The 16,183-nt window shown below is 58.6% G+C and carries 15 protein-coding genes; 4 read left to right on the forward strand and 11 right to left on the reverse strand.

Features of this window, described 5'->3' with window-relative positions; translation table 11 throughout:
- Positions 1 to 33: 33 nt before the first annotated feature.
- The 6 genes from VXJ24_RS10305 to VXJ24_RS10330 all read right to left on the reverse strand — a co-directional run bounded on the left by VXJ24_RS10305 (position 34) and on the right by VXJ24_RS10330 (position 8,151).
- Complete coding sequence (locus tag VXJ24_RS10305; protein WP_330972832.1) at positions 34 to 789, reverse strand: sugar transferase; 756 nt, start codon at positions 787 to 789, stop codon at positions 34 to 36.
- 557 nt (positions 790 to 1,346) lie between these two features.
- Positions 1,347 to 4,322: a glycoside hydrolase family 3 N-terminal domain-containing protein gene (locus VXJ24_RS10310; protein WP_330972833.1), complete on the reverse strand. Its 2,976-nt coding sequence runs from the start codon at positions 4,320 to 4,322 to the stop codon at positions 1,347 to 1,349.
- A 67-nt stretch (positions 4,323 to 4,389) separates the two neighbouring features.
- Positions 4,390 to 5,241: a PRC-barrel domain-containing protein gene (locus tag VXJ24_RS10315; RefSeq protein WP_330972834.1), complete on the reverse strand. Its 852-nt coding sequence runs from the start codon at positions 5,239 to 5,241 to the stop codon at positions 4,390 to 4,392.
- An 84-nt stretch (positions 5,242 to 5,325) separates the two neighbouring features.
- Complete coding sequence (locus VXJ24_RS10320) at positions 5,326 to 5,766, reverse strand: YtxH domain-containing protein (protein WP_330972835.1); 441 nt, start codon at positions 5,764 to 5,766, stop codon at positions 5,326 to 5,328.
- A 369-nt stretch (positions 5,767 to 6,135) separates the two neighbouring features.
- Positions 6,136 to 6,774, reverse strand: a complete 639-nt coding sequence (locus tag VXJ24_RS10325; RefSeq protein ID WP_330972836.1) for a cyanophycin synthetase family protein — start codon at positions 6,772 to 6,774, stop codon at positions 6,136 to 6,138.
- A gap of 18 nt (positions 6,775 to 6,792) precedes the next feature.
- Entirely contained in the window at positions 6,793 to 8,151 is a 1,359-nt protein-coding gene (locus tag VXJ24_RS10330) for a hemolysin family protein (RefSeq protein ID WP_330972837.1), read from the reverse strand.
- A gap of 596 nt (positions 8,152 to 8,747) precedes the next feature.
- On the opposite strand from VXJ24_RS10330, the gene VXJ24_RS10335 reads away from it, so the two are divergent.
- On the forward strand, positions 8,748 to 9,134 hold the full coding sequence (locus VXJ24_RS10335; protein WP_330972838.1) for a DeoR family transcriptional regulator: 387 nt from the start codon (positions 8,748 to 8,750) through the stop codon (positions 9,132 to 9,134).
- A 607-nt stretch (positions 9,135 to 9,741) separates the two neighbouring features.
- Here the strand turns inward: VXJ24_RS10335 and VXJ24_RS10340 are convergent.
- From VXJ24_RS10340 to crcB, 4 genes are all read right to left on the reverse strand, one after another.
- Positions 9,742 to 10,935, reverse strand: a complete 1,194-nt coding sequence (locus tag VXJ24_RS10340; protein ID WP_330972839.1) for an FprA family A-type flavoprotein — start codon at positions 10,933 to 10,935, stop codon at positions 9,742 to 9,744.
- Positions 10,936 to 11,467: 532 nt separating this feature from the next.
- Positions 11,468 to 13,534: an elongation factor G gene (gene fusA, locus VXJ24_RS10345; RefSeq protein WP_330972840.1), complete on the reverse strand. Its 2,067-nt coding sequence runs from the start codon at positions 13,532 to 13,534 to the stop codon at positions 11,468 to 11,470.
- 170 nt (positions 13,535 to 13,704) lie between these two features.
- On the reverse strand, positions 13,705 to 14,292 hold the full coding sequence (locus tag VXJ24_RS10350) for a sugar O-acetyltransferase (protein WP_330972841.1): 588 nt from the start codon (positions 14,290 to 14,292) through the stop codon (positions 13,705 to 13,707).
- The gene (crcB, locus tag VXJ24_RS10355) at positions 14,293 to 14,652 is read right to left on the reverse strand and encodes a fluoride efflux transporter CrcB (RefSeq protein WP_330972842.1); all 360 of its coding nucleotides are present in this window, start codon (positions 14,650 to 14,652) and stop codon (positions 14,293 to 14,295) included.
- Between the two features lie 213 nt (positions 14,653 to 14,865).
- On the opposite strand from crcB, the gene VXJ24_RS10360 reads away from it, so the two are divergent.
- The 3 genes from VXJ24_RS10360 (at position 14,866) to VXJ24_RS10365 (ending at position 15,978) form a co-directional block, all read left to right on the forward strand.
- Complete coding sequence (locus tag VXJ24_RS10360; protein WP_330972843.1) at positions 14,866 to 15,078, forward strand: hypothetical protein; 213 nt, start codon at positions 14,866 to 14,868, stop codon at positions 15,076 to 15,078.
- 63 nt (positions 15,079 to 15,141) lie between these two features.
- Positions 15,142 to 15,375: a type II toxin-antitoxin system RelE/ParE family toxin gene (locus tag VXJ24_RS11535; RefSeq protein WP_430623824.1), complete on the forward strand. Its 234-nt coding sequence runs from the start codon at positions 15,142 to 15,144 to the stop codon at positions 15,373 to 15,375.
- Between the two features lie 129 nt (positions 15,376 to 15,504).
- Positions 15,505 to 15,978 carry a HipA domain-containing protein gene (locus VXJ24_RS10365; protein ID WP_330972844.1) on the forward strand — a complete coding sequence of 158 codons (474 nt, stop codon included), beginning with the start codon at positions 15,505 to 15,507 and terminating at the stop codon, positions 15,976 to 15,978.
- Between the two features lie 95 nt (positions 15,979 to 16,073).
- Here VXJ24_RS10365 and VXJ24_RS10370 read toward each other — a convergent pair whose 3' ends face one another.
- Complete coding sequence (locus tag VXJ24_RS10370; RefSeq protein WP_330972845.1) at positions 16,074 to 16,166, reverse strand: Hsp20/alpha crystallin family protein; 93 nt, start codon at positions 16,164 to 16,166, stop codon at positions 16,074 to 16,076.
- Between the last annotated feature and the right edge of the window lie 17 nt (positions 16,167 to 16,183).

The following is a 16,183-nucleotide window of genomic DNA, read 5'->3' on the forward strand; positions in this document are numbered from 1 at the left end:
GCGGAGCCCACTGCGGATTCCGCCCCCTCCTAGCTAGTTGCCTTGTGCCGTCAGCACGACGCCGACCGTCTGGACGATGAGCTTGAAGTCAGCCCAAGCGCTGCATTTCTTGATGTAGAGCAGGTCGAGCCCGACCCACTCGTCGAAGCTGATGTCGTCCCTGTTCCTGCGCGTCTGCCAGTAGCAGGTGATACCCGGCTTGATGAGGAGGCGCTGGCGCTGGTAGGGCGTATACTGGCACACCTCGCGTGCCAGTGCGGGACGCGGACCCACGATGGACATGTCGCCTTTGAGCACATTGAAGAACTGCGGCAGCTCATCGATGCTCGTCTTCCTGATGAAGTGGCCGACATGCGTGATGCGCGGGTCGTCCTTGATTTTGAAGACGGGGCCATCCTTCTCGTTCAGGTTCTTGAGGCTCTCAAGCCCCTCTTCCGCATCGGTATACATCGAGCGGAACTTGTACATCTTGAATGGCTTGCCGTTCATTCCGATGCGCTCCTGGTTGAAAAGGACTGGACCTTCGCTGTCACGCTTGATTGCAATGGACGTGATGATATAGACCCAGCCGAAGAGGAGAATCACGAGGAGGGAGAAGGCAATATCGAAGGCACGCTTCGCGAAGCGGTACCCGTAGCGGCTCTCGAGCTTCTTGGCAGCAGCCGCTGCCTCATAGTCCAGGCAGCTGTATGTCCCATCCCCCATCTCTGCGTCCTTGAAATCGAGAAGGCTCCCGTGCTGGGGCTTGGGGGCTGCATTCTCCAAGGCGCCTGCCATATTCTCAGCCATGTTCGGTGCCGCCTCCTTCGGAGCCCTCGTGGCGCAACCTTCCTTGCACGATGAGGGTTCTCAGGGCTCTCCTCGCAATGCGGAAAATCGCATCCCAGTATCTTCGACATTTAGATTGCTTTATACATTTTCAATATAGTCTGCAAGCATGACATTATCAACGCGCCACAAATAGGCTGAAACATCTGATATCGCGCGAGCGATATCAGATTCACGTTTACGCTGCATCAAATGGACCCGTAGCGCGCAAGCCATTCAGCTAACTCAGCATATTCGCAGGTAGGGAATCTGTCCGTGCAGAGAGCTGACAGCGTGTCATGATACCTGCCACGACGTGGGAAAGCCTGCCGGATGCGGCTGCGCCGGAGTTCCGCTGCCCCATGCGGAACCATCTGGACCATATCCAATATTGTTAATCTTCTATTCATATGTCATTCTTCAGTCAGGATGCCATCAAGCAATCGTTCCGCCATCATTTCGGCAGAACTTGGCTCAAGCATAAGAGGCAGCAGATATGAAGAGAGCCCCTGCTTCAAAGCAGAGGCTCTCAGCAGATCTTATTCGTCGCGCACGCCTGAGCGTCTGGGCGGGATGTGGTGCTTCTTCTTGTACCTCTTCCAGCCATTCACAGCACCGAGCGTCAGGATGCCCGCATCGAGGGCTCCGACGGTGATAGAGATGACCGGTATGCCCGCATGCTTGATCGGGCGCACGAACGTCTTCTCCGCTGTCTCGTTGTACTGGAGGTTCGTGGCACGGGCATTGAGCCAGACGCAGAGGATGTCCTTCGTGGCCCGCCTCAGATCCTGCTGGAAGGTTGCAGATGCAGTCTCATACACAAAGGCACCGTCGCGCATGATGCCATCCATATAGAGGTCTCCGCCAGCCCTGAGCATCTGGTCGGCATTCATGTACGTGTGGTGGTCGGCATAGTCGGTGATGACAGCACCTTTGAAGCCCCACTCATTCCTGAGGACGCCCGTGAGGAGTGCTTCGGATCCTCCTGCCCAGACGGCACCAATCCTGTTGTACGAGCTCATCATGCCCGTCGCGCCGCCCTCTTCCACGAGGATGCGGAACGGCTCGAGATAGAGCTCGCGCAGCGTCTGCTCCGTCATCCACTCGTAGAGGCCGTCCCTCATCGTGTCCTGGTCGTTGCAGATCAGGTGCTTCACGAAGCAGTAGGTGCCCGTATTCTTGATGCCTCTGACCTCTGCTGCCGCCATCTTTCCTGTCAGCACAGGATCTTCGGAGAGATACTCGTAGTTCCTGCCGCCGAAGGCAGAGCGGTGGAGGTTTGCGGAAGGCGCGTATATGCCATCGACCCCGATATAGGCAGCTTCTGCTCCCAGCGCCTCGCCGATCCGGCCAGCAAGCTCCGTGTTCCAGGTCTGCGCAAGCACCGTGCCGTTGCTGAAGCCGGTACCATACTTGAGCTGGTTGAAGGAGCCTACCTGCGAGGGGCCATCCACTTCCTTGGTCTGCGGCTTTCCGATGCTTGCGACATCAGCCGTGTTGGAATACCCATGGAGCACAAGATCTTCCTGCTCGACCTGGCTCATCTGGTTCAGGAGCGACTCCCATTGGGGGTTGCCGTAGTCGAGACCTAGGGCATAGCCAAGCTCTGTCAAGGACCCATCATCCCCCAGCGCCTTCGTGCCTGAGGCGCCATACTTCACAGCTGCATCCGTGCTCTCGATGGCAGCCTCTGCATCCTCAGCGTGATAGAGGTTCTTCTCTATCACCTTCGTTGTCATGCTCCTGTTTGCCGTCTTCTTGGGATAGGTGGCCGTGAAGCTTGCCCTGTCGAGCCAGGTCAGGGGGTATCCCGCATTGCTCCCGTCGATCGAGACGCCGTCTTCCGCCGCATCTCCCGTGAAGCGGTTCTCTACCGTGGCGCCGGTCGTGGCATCGGTCGTGAGCTCTGCCGTCCTTGGCAGCTCGACCGAGATCGTGGAGCCTTCCGTCTCATCCGGCGTATGGGCATCATGCCTGAGCGAGATCGTGTAGGTGCCGGCATCGAGCTCGTATCCTTTGAAGCCATCCTTGTTTGCGTCATAGCAGTCATACGATGCCATGTCCCGCGCAGCGAACGTGAGCGTCACATCGGTGCTCTCCCCAGGAACCAGGAGCTTCGTCTTTGCGAAGGCACCAAGCTCCACGGATGACTTCTGGATGCCGCCTGTGTAGTAGGGAGCGGTGTAGTAGAGCTCCACGACATCCTTGCCGGCATTCTGTCCCGTGTTCGTGACACGCACGGTGAGGGTTATCTGGCTGTCTTCGGAGATGGTGTCGCCGTCCTCGACAGAGGAGTCCACGACCTCCCAGCTGAAGTCCGTATAGGAGAGGCCGTAGCCGAAGGGGTACTGCACGACGCCGTCGTATCCCTTGCCATATTCGTTGTCCACATCGTCCCAGAAGCCTTCTGCATCGGCTGTCTCATACCACCTGTAGCCGACATAGATGCCTTCCTGGTAGTCATAGTAGGAGACCCCATCGTAGGCAGAGATCGTACCGACGTTGCCGTTGAGCGTTCCATCTGCTGGATAGTGGCCCTTGGAGTTCGTATAGGTGCCGATGCCCCAGGTGCCGCTGTTCGGATAGCTTGCAGCGGTCGAGAGGTCGTAGGCATAGGTGTCGGAGGTCCTCCCCGAAGGGTTGACGTCACCCCAGAGAAGCTTGGGAATCGCCTTTGTGCCGACAGAGCCTGTACAGCCCACAAGCAAGCACGCATCCACGCCCGGGATGGACTCGATGGGGCCAAGCTCCATCTCGTTCGTGGAGTTCACGAGCACGACGACCTTGTCGTAGTTCTGGCCTACATACGTCAGGAGGTCGAGCTCCTGCGTCGAGAGCTCGAGATAGCTCCTGTTCGAATCCACCGTCTCGTATCCCGTATTCGAGACCTTCGTCTGCGTGCCGGGACAGTCGATGGACTCGCCTGCGACACGGGAAATCACGACGATGGCAGCATCGGAGTAGCTCTTCGCATTGTCGAGCATGCTCTTCGTATACCAGGCACGGTTCTGAATCGATGGCTCCACGAGCTGGCAGTAGTCGTCAGCAAACGAGTTGAGCGAGCCATTGGACGAGCGCGGACGGGCACTTGCGTAGCGCTTGTACATGTCCGTGAGCTCTTCGTTGTAGGAGATGCCGTAATCCACGAGGGCATCGAGGAGGCCTTCGGTCTTTCCGGCCACCTGCCCAGATCCTGAGCCTGATGCCACCCACTGGGTGGAGCTCCAGCCAAAGACATTGACCTTGTCCACATCCTTCGAGAACGGCAGGACATCGTCCTTGTTCTGCAGAAGGACCGCGCCTTCTGCTTCCTCTTCCTCGGCCAGCTTCTCGTCCTGTGCCATGCGGGCGTTGTAGTCGGTGGTGCTCACATCCACATAGTCGGTGCTGACCCAGGAGTTCAGGGTCTTGCCGAACTTGGCCACCGCGACATTCGCTGCGACCGTGACGCCTATGAGCAGGACACAACCCACCCCGCGGACAATCTTCTTCGTATGGGGTGCGAGCTTCGGCACGTGGGTCTCCTTCCTGCCATGGCTTCGATCATATGCTGCCTGAATCAGAGCCTAGACTGATTCGGCCCTACTTGCTTGCCTTCTTGTATTCGTCCATGAAGGAGCCAAACATGGAGCCCATCTTGCCGAGCTGCTTGCCGACGGCACGGGCTGCCTCCTGGCTGGATGCACCCTTCTTGGCGGAAGGCTTCTTCTTGGGCGTGCCTGATGCCTTCTCGAACTCTTCCTTCGACTCTTCCATGGCCTTGGCAGTACGGCTGATAGCGCGTCCGAGCTCATGCGAGCCCTTGTCCACCGCCTCGGTCGCAGCCTTGCCAGCCTTTGCGGCACCTTCCTTGCTTGCCACCTTGGCCTTCGCAAAGTCCTCGCCTGCCTTGGCAGCAAGGCCGCCATTGAGTGCAAGCTCTGCTGCGGCTGGATCTACCAGCATGAAGCCCTTTTTGTAGCCGCGAAGCATAGAGACTGGAATCTCGACTGTGCCGACAAGCTTCTGGGAGAGTCCGCCATCACCTACATAGAAGGTCTGCGCTTCGCCTGTCGCTGGGTCATAGGCCACGTCGTCGATGTAGCCGAGCTCCTTGCCATCCATGGTCTTGGCATCCATGCCGCACCAGATGATGCAGGAGTCCCAATCGATGCCAAGGCGCTTGCGCGCCGCATCGTCGAAGCTCTCCTTGCCCTTCGTGGCAACGAGGCCACGCTCGCCCACCTCGAAGGCATCATAGGCAATGAAGAGGTCTGGCCTCTTCACCATGCCTGCGATATCGGGCTGCGTGATCGTGAACCCCACGACGTGCCTGCCGTCCGGCGCGAACACCGTCATGTGCACACGGCCCAGGCTCTTGAGCTTCTCCTTGCCGGAGCGCCCTTCCTTCTTGTCATAGACATGGAGCCTGTAGAGCTTGGCGACACGAAGCATGCGTGGATTCCCCTCTTTCACAAAAAGGGGCGCAGCCACTGGCGCGCCCCTTGATACGTACCCCTACTATGAGCTTGCCAAGACCTACTCTTCGGCAGGCTTCGTCTCGGACTCGACATCCACGTGCACCGGATCGGAGGCAGCTGCAGGAGCAGCAGCGGAGCTCACGGTATCTGCAACAGAGCTTGCAGCAGAGGTGACCGTGTCGGAAGCCGTGGAGACAGCGTCGTTCAGCGTGTCGCGGAGCTGGTCCATGCGCTCGCGGGCAAGATCGATCTTTGCACGGAGCTCATCGGTGTGAGCATCGACCTGCGGACGGAAGTCGTTGAGCTTGTCGGAGACGACGCGCGATCCACGCTCGTAGGAATCGACAGCGCCATCCCATGCATCATTCATTGCGTCTGCCGCCATGGCGCGGCTCTCGGCACCGGAACGGGGAGCGAGCAGAAGGCCCACGACCGCACCTACCGCAGCACCCAGCATGCTGCCGACAACAAAACCAAGACCTGCGCTCTTCTCGCTCATGTCAAATCCTTTCCATGCAGGTGCGCACTCCATGCGCAGACATTCCAAAGCCGCGCGGCATACTGCCGCCCTGTCTGGCAGATTATACCCATCCTTATCATAGCTAAGCGAGGCGAACCCTGCCAGAAGGATGCAGAAGAAGCCAAGCGGCGCAGGAGCGCTCTGAGAGCTGCCTATTCCCCTGCCAAAACTCCCTGCCCTGGGCAGGCATGCTGTGAGGATGCAGACAGGACATCTCTGCTGGCGCATCAGTTGACTGCCCTGTGGGAAGGCATATCCAGAAGAATCCCCGACAGAGGGGCTGAAGCCACCTCTGCCGGGGATGGATGTCTTCTTGCGGGATGCCTGAGGCCCGCCCAAGCAAGACGCCTAATCCAGGACTTCCCTGCCCTCGGCCCACTGGTCGACCATATCGTCCGGAACGACGGTCCAGGGCTCGCGCTCGGCGCGCTCCTTCGCAAGGCGCTTTGCCTCTGCACGCTCCTGCTGCTCCGCGACCGTACGGTCGAAGGCGGCTCGCTCCTTCTCTTCCTTGTCCACGCGTTTCACCATGCCGACAAGGCCCTGGACGATTGCATCGATATCGGGCTCAGGGAAGCCGCCGCCTGAGAAGGCCCACTGGAGGATCCAGGCAGCAGAGGAAAGAGCTCCCACGCAGAGCACGTCATCCGGACAGACGAGCTGCACATGGTAGGTACGGGCAACGCCTTCCACAGCCTTTGTGCGCCCATAGCTGATATCGTCGCCGAGGTTCGTCCTGGCCATGAGCTCGACAGCTACATGCTCGAGAAGGTGCGCGACTTCGGTTCCGCCCATAACATCGCGGAAGGTCTTGCCGCCGTCGCCCACGCAGGTATGGCTTGCAATCTGCGGCATGAGGCGCCAGACCCTCGTCGTGGCATCCAGGTCCTCGTTTGTCATTTCCGGATAGCCATCGCCTATGCGCACACGGGCCGTCAGGAACTCCGGTCCGATCGAGATCTTCTGGAACTCTATGATGTTGGACACAGCGAAACCTCCTGCACCTTAGTCCTCTTCGTGGTCCTTCGGCTGCTTCTTCTCCTCTTCGGAGGGTGCCTCTTCAGGCTCTTCCTCCTTGGCAGGCTCGGGCGCCGTGACACGCAGCAGGGCGATTCTCCTTCCGCGCATGGACTGCACGCGGAACGTATACCCATCCTTCGTGTAGACGTCACCCGGCGAGGGCAGCTGGTCGGCAAGCTCCAGGATGAATCCAGCCACGGTCTCGTATTCCTCGTTGTCAGGGATAGGCCAGCCGAGGTCTGCTGCATCGTCCACCGAGAAGCGGCCATCGACAAGCCATTCGCGATCGGAGAGCTTCGTCAGGTACTTGTTATCGGGGTCGAACTCATCCTCGATCTCTCCGACAATCTCCTCGACGATGTCTTCGATCGTTATGACGCCAGCCGTTCCGCCATACTCGTCGACGACGATGACCATCTGGTCATGGGAGGACTGCATCTCCTGGAGAAGCGGGATGATGTCCTTCGTGTCAGGCACGAAGTCGGCGTCACGCATGAACTTCGAGATGCTCTCGTCCTTGTTCTCGCCGTCCATGAGGGGACTGATGATGTCCTTGATGTGGGCGATGCCGACGATGCGGTCCACGTCCTCATGGTAGATGGGGATGCGGGAGTATCCCGTGCGGCGCATGACCTGAAGGACCTGCCCCATGGTCGAGGTGTCCTCCATAGCGGTCATATCGACACGAGGGACCATGACCTCACGGGCAATGGCGTCGCCGAGGTCGAAGATCTCATGGATCATCGACTTCTCGGAATCGGAGAGGTCGTCTGCATCGGACACCATGTACTTGATCTCGTCTTCGGAGACGTTGTTGCGGTCTTCTGCCGACTTCACGCCCAGAAGATGTGCCAGGCCATTCGCGCTTGCCGACGTGAGCCACACGAGCGGCTTCACGATCGTGGAGAAGGTCCTGAGAGGGCCGGCGACCTTCTTTGCCATTTTCTCGGCGTCTGCCATAGCGATGCGCTTGGGGACAAGCTCGCCCACGACAATCGAAAAGTAGGAGACGATGAGCGTGATGATGATGGGAGCCAGGACAGAGGCGGTCGCTGCGCTCATGCCGAGCGATACCATCCATGCTGCAAGCGGCTCAGAGAGGCTCGTGGCAGCAAATGCCGAACTCGCAAATCCCACCAGCGTGATCGCGACCTGAATGGCCGCAAGGAAGGCTGTGGGGTCCTCTGTCATCTGGGCAGCAAGTGCCGCACGCCTGTCCCCCTCCTCCGCCTCATGGTCGAGCATGACCTTCTTGGCAGTGGAGAGTGCCATCTCCGACATCGAGAAATAGCCGTTAACGATAGTCAGAAGTATCGTGACGACGATGCTAATTGCTATGTCCATGCGCGTAGGCGCTTGCCTCCCGGATACGTGCGAATCTTAAAGCCCAATTCTACCAAAACGTACTGTCCTGTTCTGGCGGAGCCCACCAGCAGCGTAAGACCATCCTGGCGGGCTACCGAGAAATCCTGCATGCATACTTCGTTTCTACCCAAGAAACAGCTGTACTGCCGTATTTCCGCCTCACCAGAGACCCGTCAGACGAGAAGATGCAGCCAGCCTCACACAGAGCCCTCTATCCGCCCTGTGGCAGGCAGCGGAGAGGAAGACACCTGCCCGCCGCGGCTTGCTCTCCTGAAACTGATTGAGTCTCACGTTTGAATATCATCTTTGGATCACATAAGATGCAGAGATGATACTCATGCTGCCTGCCCAGCCGCCCTTCAGGCGTAGGACCGAAAGATCAGCACAGAATCGATCCATTCCTTTGCCAATAACATAGCCAGTCTCATCAGAGTGCAGGTCCATGCAGCCTTCAGGACCCGTGCCGATATTTGCCTGCTGTCCGCACGGTCTCATCCTGCTCAGGCCCCGCGTCTTCAGCCCTGTATTTGGGTCTCACGTTTGACTATCATTTTTGAGTATCATGAGACTCAAAAATGATAGTCAAAATTCTGAAGGAGCTCCATCTCACCGAGGGCAGAAATACCGGCATCCACAAGATGCTGCAGTCCCTCGCAGAAAACGGATCTCCTGAGCCTCTGCTCGAGACCGATGAAGACAGGATCTATTTCCTGACGACGATCTATAAGCGCAACCTTGCAGAACGGCAAGATGCCCCTTCGCCACGCTCGCAGGCAATCGCAGAGCGTCGGGAGAGGCTGCTTGTCTATCTGTCAGAGCATCCCGCATCATCTCTCGCCGAAGCCAGCGTCAGTCTGGGTGTCAGCAGGGCAACGACGAACCGTGACATGTCCGAGCTGCGTGCACAGGGGCGTATCCGCCATGAAGGTGCATCCAGGACAGGAAGATGGATCGTTCTTTGATTCTCTCGGCTATCTGTCAACGGCATGTTTTGGGTCTCATCTTCAGGCATCGCTTTGCGATGCCCTGGGTGCCAGAATGAGGCTCAACATGGGTCTGGATGCTCATGCGTCGGCATCCGCAGTGCGCTGCAGCCAGACGGACGGCCATCCACGATACGAGCGCTGAGCTGGGGGATACGCAGCCAGCCCAGTGTCTCCCCAGCTGGATGCAGCCTTGAGCCTGCATCTTCGATTCTGTGTTTGGGTCTCACGTTTGACTATCATTTTTGAGTATCATGAGATTCAAAAATGATAGTCAGACCTCTCGTACGCGAGCTCTGCTTCCACCTCTTGTCATGCCCTGCCCTATGGACAGACCCCGGGCTCTTCGCCCCCTGCCGCTATCCTGCATGATGCCCAAGCCAGCCGGATGGGGGCAGATGGTCCAGCACAGCTCCAGGCATCCCACAAGATTTCCTTCTGGCGGCACGGCCGGGAGCCTGCACCACACATCCATCCCACCCTTTTCGGTCCGACAGAGATGGAGCCGGGACAAAAGTCCCGGCTCCATTGGCAGCAGGCGCATCTGGCATGCAGTACTACTTTGCCTCCTTCTTGATGGGAAGCCCTATGCCTCTGCCTTCACGAGGGCGATGACCTTGTCGCGGATAGCGGCAAGGTGCTCTTCGGAAGGAATCCAGTTCTCGGAGATGGTCTCGCGCACATCGAAGCCGACAGAAGACATCTCGGAAGCGATCTGCTTCTGTGCAAGCGGAGCCCAGCCATAGGAGCCGAAGGCAATGCCGATGCGGCCCTGGTTCTTCGGGGAGAGGCCCTTCATGTAGCACAGGAACCCTGCGATGGTCGGAAGCATCTGGGAGTTGAAGGTCGGCGATCCCACGCAGACATACTTCGCATCGAGGAAGGCATTCATCACATCAGAGTTGTCGTTCGCCTTGATGTCCATGAGCTCGACCTTGACGCCAACTGCAAGGAAGCCGTCAGCGATAGCATGGGCCATCTTGTCCGTGGAGCCCCACATCGAGTCATAGACCACGACAGCAGAATCCTTGAGGGCACCGGAGGTGTACTCCTCCTCGTACGCCTTGAGGATATCCTCCACATGCGAGCGCCAGACGACGCCGTGAGCGGGTGCGATCATATCGATTGCGTCCGCACCGAGGGAGCGCACGGCCTTGACGGCGGCAGCTGCCTGCGTGCGGTAGGGCTGGACGATGTTCGCATAGTACTTGCGTGCCTGGTTCAGGACGACAGAGAGCTCGTTCTCGTCGTCGAAGCGGCCCGAGGACGCATAGTGCTGGCCGAAGGCATCGTTCGAGAAGAGGATCTTGTCATAGGCATCGTAGGTGACCATGTTGTCCGGCCAGTGGACCATGGGCGTCTGGACAAAGGTCAGCGTGCGCTTGCCGATAGAGAGGGTGTCTCCCGTCTTCACGCCGTGGTAGCCGAGGTCGCCGTAGTGGGCAGTAAGGCCACGGACGCCCTGAGGTGCGGAGGCATAGATCTCGACGTTCGGGGAGAGCTGCTTGATGACAGGGGTGGAGCCGGAGTGGTCCATCTCCACGTGGTTGCAGATGAGGACATCGATCTTGGAAGGATCGATCACGGTCGAGATGCGGGAGATGAGCTCGTCCTTGAACGTGATCTTGGCCGTATCGATGAGCGTCACCTTCTCGTCCATGATCAGATAGGCGTTGTAGGTGATGCCGTCCTCGGTCTTGTAGCCGTGGAAGCTGCGGGCATTCCAGTCGAGCGCGCCCACCCAATAGACATCGGGCTTTACCTGAATTGCAGTGAGCATGGGAACCATCCTTAGTTGAATGACATCTGGCGTATCTGAGCATATCACGCGGCAGAGAGACGCAGATATGCATCTTTCCTCTCAGATGCTACCGTTTTTCAGCTGGCTCCGAAAGGATGCAATCGATAAAAGCTATCAAATGGGTGATATTTGCTTGGTGCAGAACGAGGTGCAGAAGAAATGCTCCGGCCTCCTGTCGAAGGAGGCCCATTGCAGGATGCGCGACCCGGCGGGACAGGCTCTCGTGACACGCCTGATGCCATCCTTGTCCTATCTGGCTTCGACTCGAACTTGTTTAGTTCTGCTCCCGCTTGTTTACTTTTAGGCCCAACTTGTTTAGCCTTAGCCCCTATTTGACTACTTTTCGTGCCTATTTGAATACTATTCGAATAGTAGTCAAATAGTAGTCAAGCAGTTGCCGAGCATCTGCGGCCATGTTTGTCCCTTGGGGCCCCTCAAAACGCTTCGGCAGCAACAAGGCCTGCAGGCTCGGATGGACCTGCAGGCCTTCTGTCTTCCTGTGTGCACGTGCCTACTTCAGGCCGGCAGCACGCCTTTCCTGGTACTCCTTCGCAAGCTTTTCCTGCACGTCGTGCGGGACCTGCTCATAGCCGGAGAGCTCGATCGTGAACTCGCCGGTGCCGCGGGAAAGCGAACGCAGACGTGTCGCATAGTCTACGACCTCGGCATACGGCACCGTCGCAGAGATCGTGGTCATTCCTGCCGCTGCGCCCTGGCCTGCCTCCATGCCTTCGACGCGGCCACGGGATGCCGAGATGTCGCCCATGATGGAGCCGGCATAGGACTCAGGCACCGACACCTTCATCTTTGCCATGGGCTCCAGAAGCACCGGCTCTGCCTGCTCCACAGCCTTCTGGAAGCCGATCCTGGCAGCTGTCTTGAACGCCATCTCGTTCGAGTCGACCGGATGGTAGGACCCGTCATAGACGGCGACCTTCACGTCGATCATCGGGTAGCCTGCCAGCACGCCTTCTGCCATGGTCTCCTGGACGCCCTTGTCGATGGCAGGGATGAAGTTCCTCGGGATGTGGCCGCCGACGACCTCGTCGACGAACTCGTAGCCCTTGCCCGGGTTCGGCTCGAGCCTCAGCCAGCAGTCGCCGAACTGGCCGGCGCCGCCTGTCTGCTTCTTGTGCCTGCCCTCGGCAGACGCGACGCGGCGGATCGTCTCGCGGTACGGGATGCGGAGCTTCACGGTGTGGGCAGTGATGCCGACACGGTCCTCGAGGCGATCAAGCAGGACGGACACCTGTGCCTCGCCGATAGCGGAGATGACGGTCTGGCCCGTCTCCTCGTCGCGCTCGACCTTGAGCGTGGGATCGGCGTCTGCTGCCTTCTCGAGGAACGTATAGAGCTTGTCTTCCGTGCCGCGCTTGTCCGGCTCGATTGCGATGCGATAGAGCGAGTTCGGGAAGCGGAAGGCTGCTGCCTCGACCTTGCCGGTCACGGAGAGCGTGTCTCCTGTCTGCGCTTCGAGCTTCGGCACGACGACGATGTCTCCAGCCGATGCCGATTTCACGTCCTGCGTCTCCTTGCCCGTCATGCGGAAGAGGTGCGTGAGGCGCTCTGTCTTCCTTGTGCGGGCGCACACGAGCTCGAGTCCCGGTGTCACGGTGCCGGCAAGCACCTTCAGGAACGAGAGGCGGCCGTTCGAAGGGTCCTGGAGGGACTTGAACACAAAGGCGACCGGACGGTCGTCGTCCGGGGAGATATCGAGCTGCTCGCCGTTCACGAGCGGGATGCGGCCGAAGTCCGCCATGGCCGGGAAGTAGTCCACGACATTGTCCATGAAGGAGATAACGCCCTCCTCCTTCACGCAGGAGCCAGCAAAGACCGGCACGAAGATGCGCTCGACCAGTGCCTTGTGAAGCAGGCCTTCGAGCTCTTCCTGCGTGAGCGCCTCGCCGTCGAGGTACTTCATCATGAGGTCGTCGTCTGCTTCGACGACAAGCTCGCAGAGGGCATCGCGCGCTTCCTGGAGCGTGTCTGCATACTCGGCAGGCACCGGCCCCTCGACGGGCTTGCCGTTTTCGAGATGGCGGGCTACCTGGTGAACGACGTCGATGACGCCGGAGAAGGCATCTCCTGTCCCCATGGGAAGCGTGACAGCGGCAAGACGCGGGCCGAAGTGCTCCTTCAGGCTCTCGAGCGTCGTTGCGAAGTCTGCTTCTGCACGGTCGATCCTGTTCACGAAGACCGCGCGTGCGAGGGAGAGGTCTTCTGCGGCAAACCAGAGACGGGTTGTCACGGCAGCAGGGCCGCCTTGGGCATCGACGACGAAGAGTGCCGTCTCGCAGGCGCTCATGGCTGCATAGGCGTCGCCGACGAAGTCAGGGTAGCACGGAGCATCGAGCACGTTGATGCGGGTGCCCTTCCACTCGATCGGGGCGATGGTCGTCGAGATGGAGAATCCGCGCGATGCTTCCTCGTTATCGTAGTCAAGCGTGGGCTTGGTGCCTGCATGGCCTCCGAGACGGGTGGTCTTGCCCGTCAGGTGCAGCATGGCCTCTGCCAGCATGGTCTTGCCCACGCCGCCTTGGCCCACAAGGACAACGTTTCTGACCTTCTCATCACCCATGATGTGCCTCCTTGGTCCAACGGAGAGCAAGGCAGGTCCCCGCTCTTCCGCAGCGAGTCGCTTGCCACACACCTTACCCACAAGAGCGGGATAGAGACGCTATATATCGGGAGGCGTGAGGCTTCGCGTGCCAGACGGCACAGGAGACGGCATAAGCGCAATGAAGGAGGCTATTTCTTGATGCGGTCTTCGTCTGTGATGGGACGCACGACCCTGGCAGGGACGCCTGCCGCAAGGACATGTGCCGGGATGTCCTTCGTGACGACGGCACCAGCAGCTATGACCGAGCCCTCGCCGATATGGACGCCAGGCAAAAGCGTCACGCAGGCACCGATCCAGACGTTGTTGCCGACCTCGATAGGAAGCGCACGCTCGATGAAGGAGTTCCTTTCTTCTGCCACGAGCGGGTGCTGTGCCGTGTAGGCACCGAAGTCAGGACCGATGAAGCAGTGCTCCCCTATCGTTATCTTTGCCCCATCCATGAAGTACGCGCCATGGTTCACGAAGGTATGGGCACCGATATGCACATTGAAGCCGTAGTCCACCTGAAGCGGCGCCCAGAGCTCCACATCTTCGCCGACAGAGCCCAGCAGGTCTTCCAGGAGCTCCTTCTGCCTTGGCAGGTCGGAGGGCCTTGCCTGGTTGAACTCGTATGCCATGTCCTGGGCACGCTCGCGGAGCTCTGCGAGCTCCTCGTCTTTCCCGGCGTCGTACCAGACGCCTTCTGCCATGAGTTCCTTAGCGCTCTTCTTCTCCATCTATGCCACGAGCCTTTCTCCTGCGACGACAGCGAATGCACCTGCAACAAGAGAGATACCCATATAGAACGCCGCTGCACCGTAGGCGCCCTTGTCGATGAGTCCCTGCGACTCGAGCGCGAACGTAGAGAACGTCGTAAAGCCGCCGCAGAAGCCAGTCTTGAGAAGGAGCTCCCAACGCGGCGCAAGCGCACCTTTGAGGATGAGGCCGGTAAGGATGCCGATAAGGAAGGAGCCGAGGATGTTGATGGCCAGGGTCTTCCAGGGGAATCCTCCCTGGGTGCCTACGGGCAGAAGCCCTATGAGGTAGCGGAGGATAGCTCCTGCAGCGCCGCCGAGTCCTACCATGATGCATTCCATAGCAAGCCTTTCTCTCAGATTCAGTGCATACCAGCATAGAGAAGAAGGCTTTTCCTGCATGCCCTGAGCCAGCAATCCGACAGAGTGCACGCATTCCATCCAGAGAAAGATGCTGCTTCAGGCAATCACGCAGAACTCTGCGTATGCTGTGGACACGCAAAACTTTGCGGCTCTATTACATACGCGGAGTTTTGCGTAATGAGGAGCCATATTATGGATGCACATCTGATTGCATCGCCCCTTCAAGCAGGCAGTGCTGTTCGTCTGGAGCGCATGAGCATTGAGAAATACTCCGAGCTCACAGATGACATAGAACGAAAGCTGGATGAAGCTGATGCCGCCGCGGAACAGACCGCTGTTCGCTACTCTGCATCGGAGGTCTTTGGCAGAGCAAGGAGCAGGATCGATGAGCGCGCAGAGATATAGGCTGTTATTCAATCCCATCTTTGAGAAAGACCTGAACGAGATTACGGACTATATTCCATCCATCTGCAAAATCCAGAGGCAGCACTCCGGCTGGTCGATGATCTCGAGAATGCAATTTATAGACGGCCAGAGATTCCGCTAGCTTTCGCACCCTATCCCTCGTCAAAAGCCAGGCCCCATCCTTACTATCGAATGAATGCAAGGAACTACTCAGTCTTCTATGTTGTCATAGACGACACGATGGAAGTTCGTCGTGTCCTATATGCCAGACGCAATCTTGACAAGCTGCTGCCATGATTTTCAGCTGGACCATCTCCTGAATCAGCATGTCCGGCATCTGCCGCTGCCCGGCTGGCATATGCTCTCGCAGCAGCCTTCATATAATCAATGAGCTTTCATTGATCCGCCGCCCCTGAGATTGCCACATTGCTGCTCGGGACCTTTGCGCCGCGCGAGGACGTGGAGCACTTCGTAGAGGACCTCTTCTTCTGCTGCCTCATTGGCGCTACCTGCGCCCATGCGAAGAACTATGCCCTGCTTTTTGGATCGGAAAACGTTGCCTTCCTGTCTCCGCTCTATGATGTGGCATCTATGCTTGGCTGCAGCGAGATGCGCAGGAAAGCACGTCTCGCGATGAGCATCAGAGGAGAGATGCGACTGGGACGCATGGGCAGGCAGGCTCTCGAGCGCCTTGCTGCTGCAGGCAAACTCGAAGAGCTTGGTCCGGACGTCAGCTGGTGCATCTCCCCCATGCAGAACATTGGCAAGAAGATCCCTGCAAAGGAAGCCAGTCTCTTCGACGAGCTGGCATGCATTCCAGGGATGGAAGAGCTCAGGGCGCATCTCGAAGCTCCGCGTGTCGAGAATGTCTCGTCCATTCTGGCATGCATCGAGTCATAAACTTGGCAATCTGCTTCGCCCGGAGGGTCACGCGATACAAAAAAGAGGGACAGCGCCCTGAGACGCTGTCCCTCCGTGCAGCCCCATGCGTGAGGCTACTGGATCTCGACCTTGGTCGCATTCGTCTTCTGCTCTGCGATCTTGGGGACGTTGACGGTGAGCACGCCGTCAGCAAGCTTTGCCGTGATGCCCTCGTTGGCGGCAT

The sequence above is a fragment of the Olsenella kribbiana genome (genome assembly GCF_036408795.1).
Taxonomy (GTDB): Bacteria; Actinomycetota; Coriobacteriia; order Coriobacteriales; family Atopobiaceae; genus Olsenella_L; species Olsenella_L kribbiana.

Excerpts from the sequence above, each read along its gene's own strand:
- VXJ24_RS10315 (WP_330972834.1), bottom strand. The coding sequence starts at position 5,241 with ATGCTTCGTGTCGCCAAGCTCTACAGGCTCCATGTCTATGACAAGAAG.
- VXJ24_RS10330 (WP_330972837.1), bottom strand. The coding sequence starts at position 8,151 with ATGGACATAGCAATTAGCATCGTCGTCACGATACTTCTGACTATCGTT.
- VXJ24_RS10360 (WP_330972843.1), top strand. The coding sequence starts at position 14,866 with ATGGATGCACATCTGATTGCATCGCCCCTTCAAGCAGGCAGTGCTGTT.
- crcB (WP_330972842.1), bottom strand. The coding sequence starts at position 14,652 with ATGGAATGCATCATGGTAGGACTCGGCGGCGCTGCAGGAGCTATCCTC.
- VXJ24_RS10335 (WP_330972838.1), top strand. The coding sequence starts at position 8,748 with ATGATAGTCAAAATTCTGAAGGAGCTCCATCTCACCGAGGGCAGAAAT.
- fusA (WP_330972840.1), bottom strand. The coding sequence starts at position 13,534 with ATGGGTGATGAGAAGGTCAGAAACGTTGTCCTTGTGGGCCAAGGCGGC.
- VXJ24_RS10350 (WP_330972841.1), bottom strand. The coding sequence starts at position 14,292 with ATGGAGAAGAAGAGCGCTAAGGAACTCATGGCAGAAGGCGTCTGGTAC.
- VXJ24_RS10305 (WP_330972832.1), bottom strand. The coding sequence starts at position 789 with ATGGCTGAGAATATGGCAGGCGCCTTGGAGAATGCAGCCCCCAAGCCC.
- VXJ24_RS10340 (WP_330972839.1), bottom strand. The coding sequence starts at position 10,935 with ATGCTCACTGCAATTCAGGTAAAGCCCGATGTCTATTGGGTGGGCGCG.
- VXJ24_RS10320 (WP_330972835.1), bottom strand. The coding sequence starts at position 5,766 with ATGAGCGAGAAGAGCGCAGGTCTTGGTTTTGTTGTCGGCAGCATGCTG.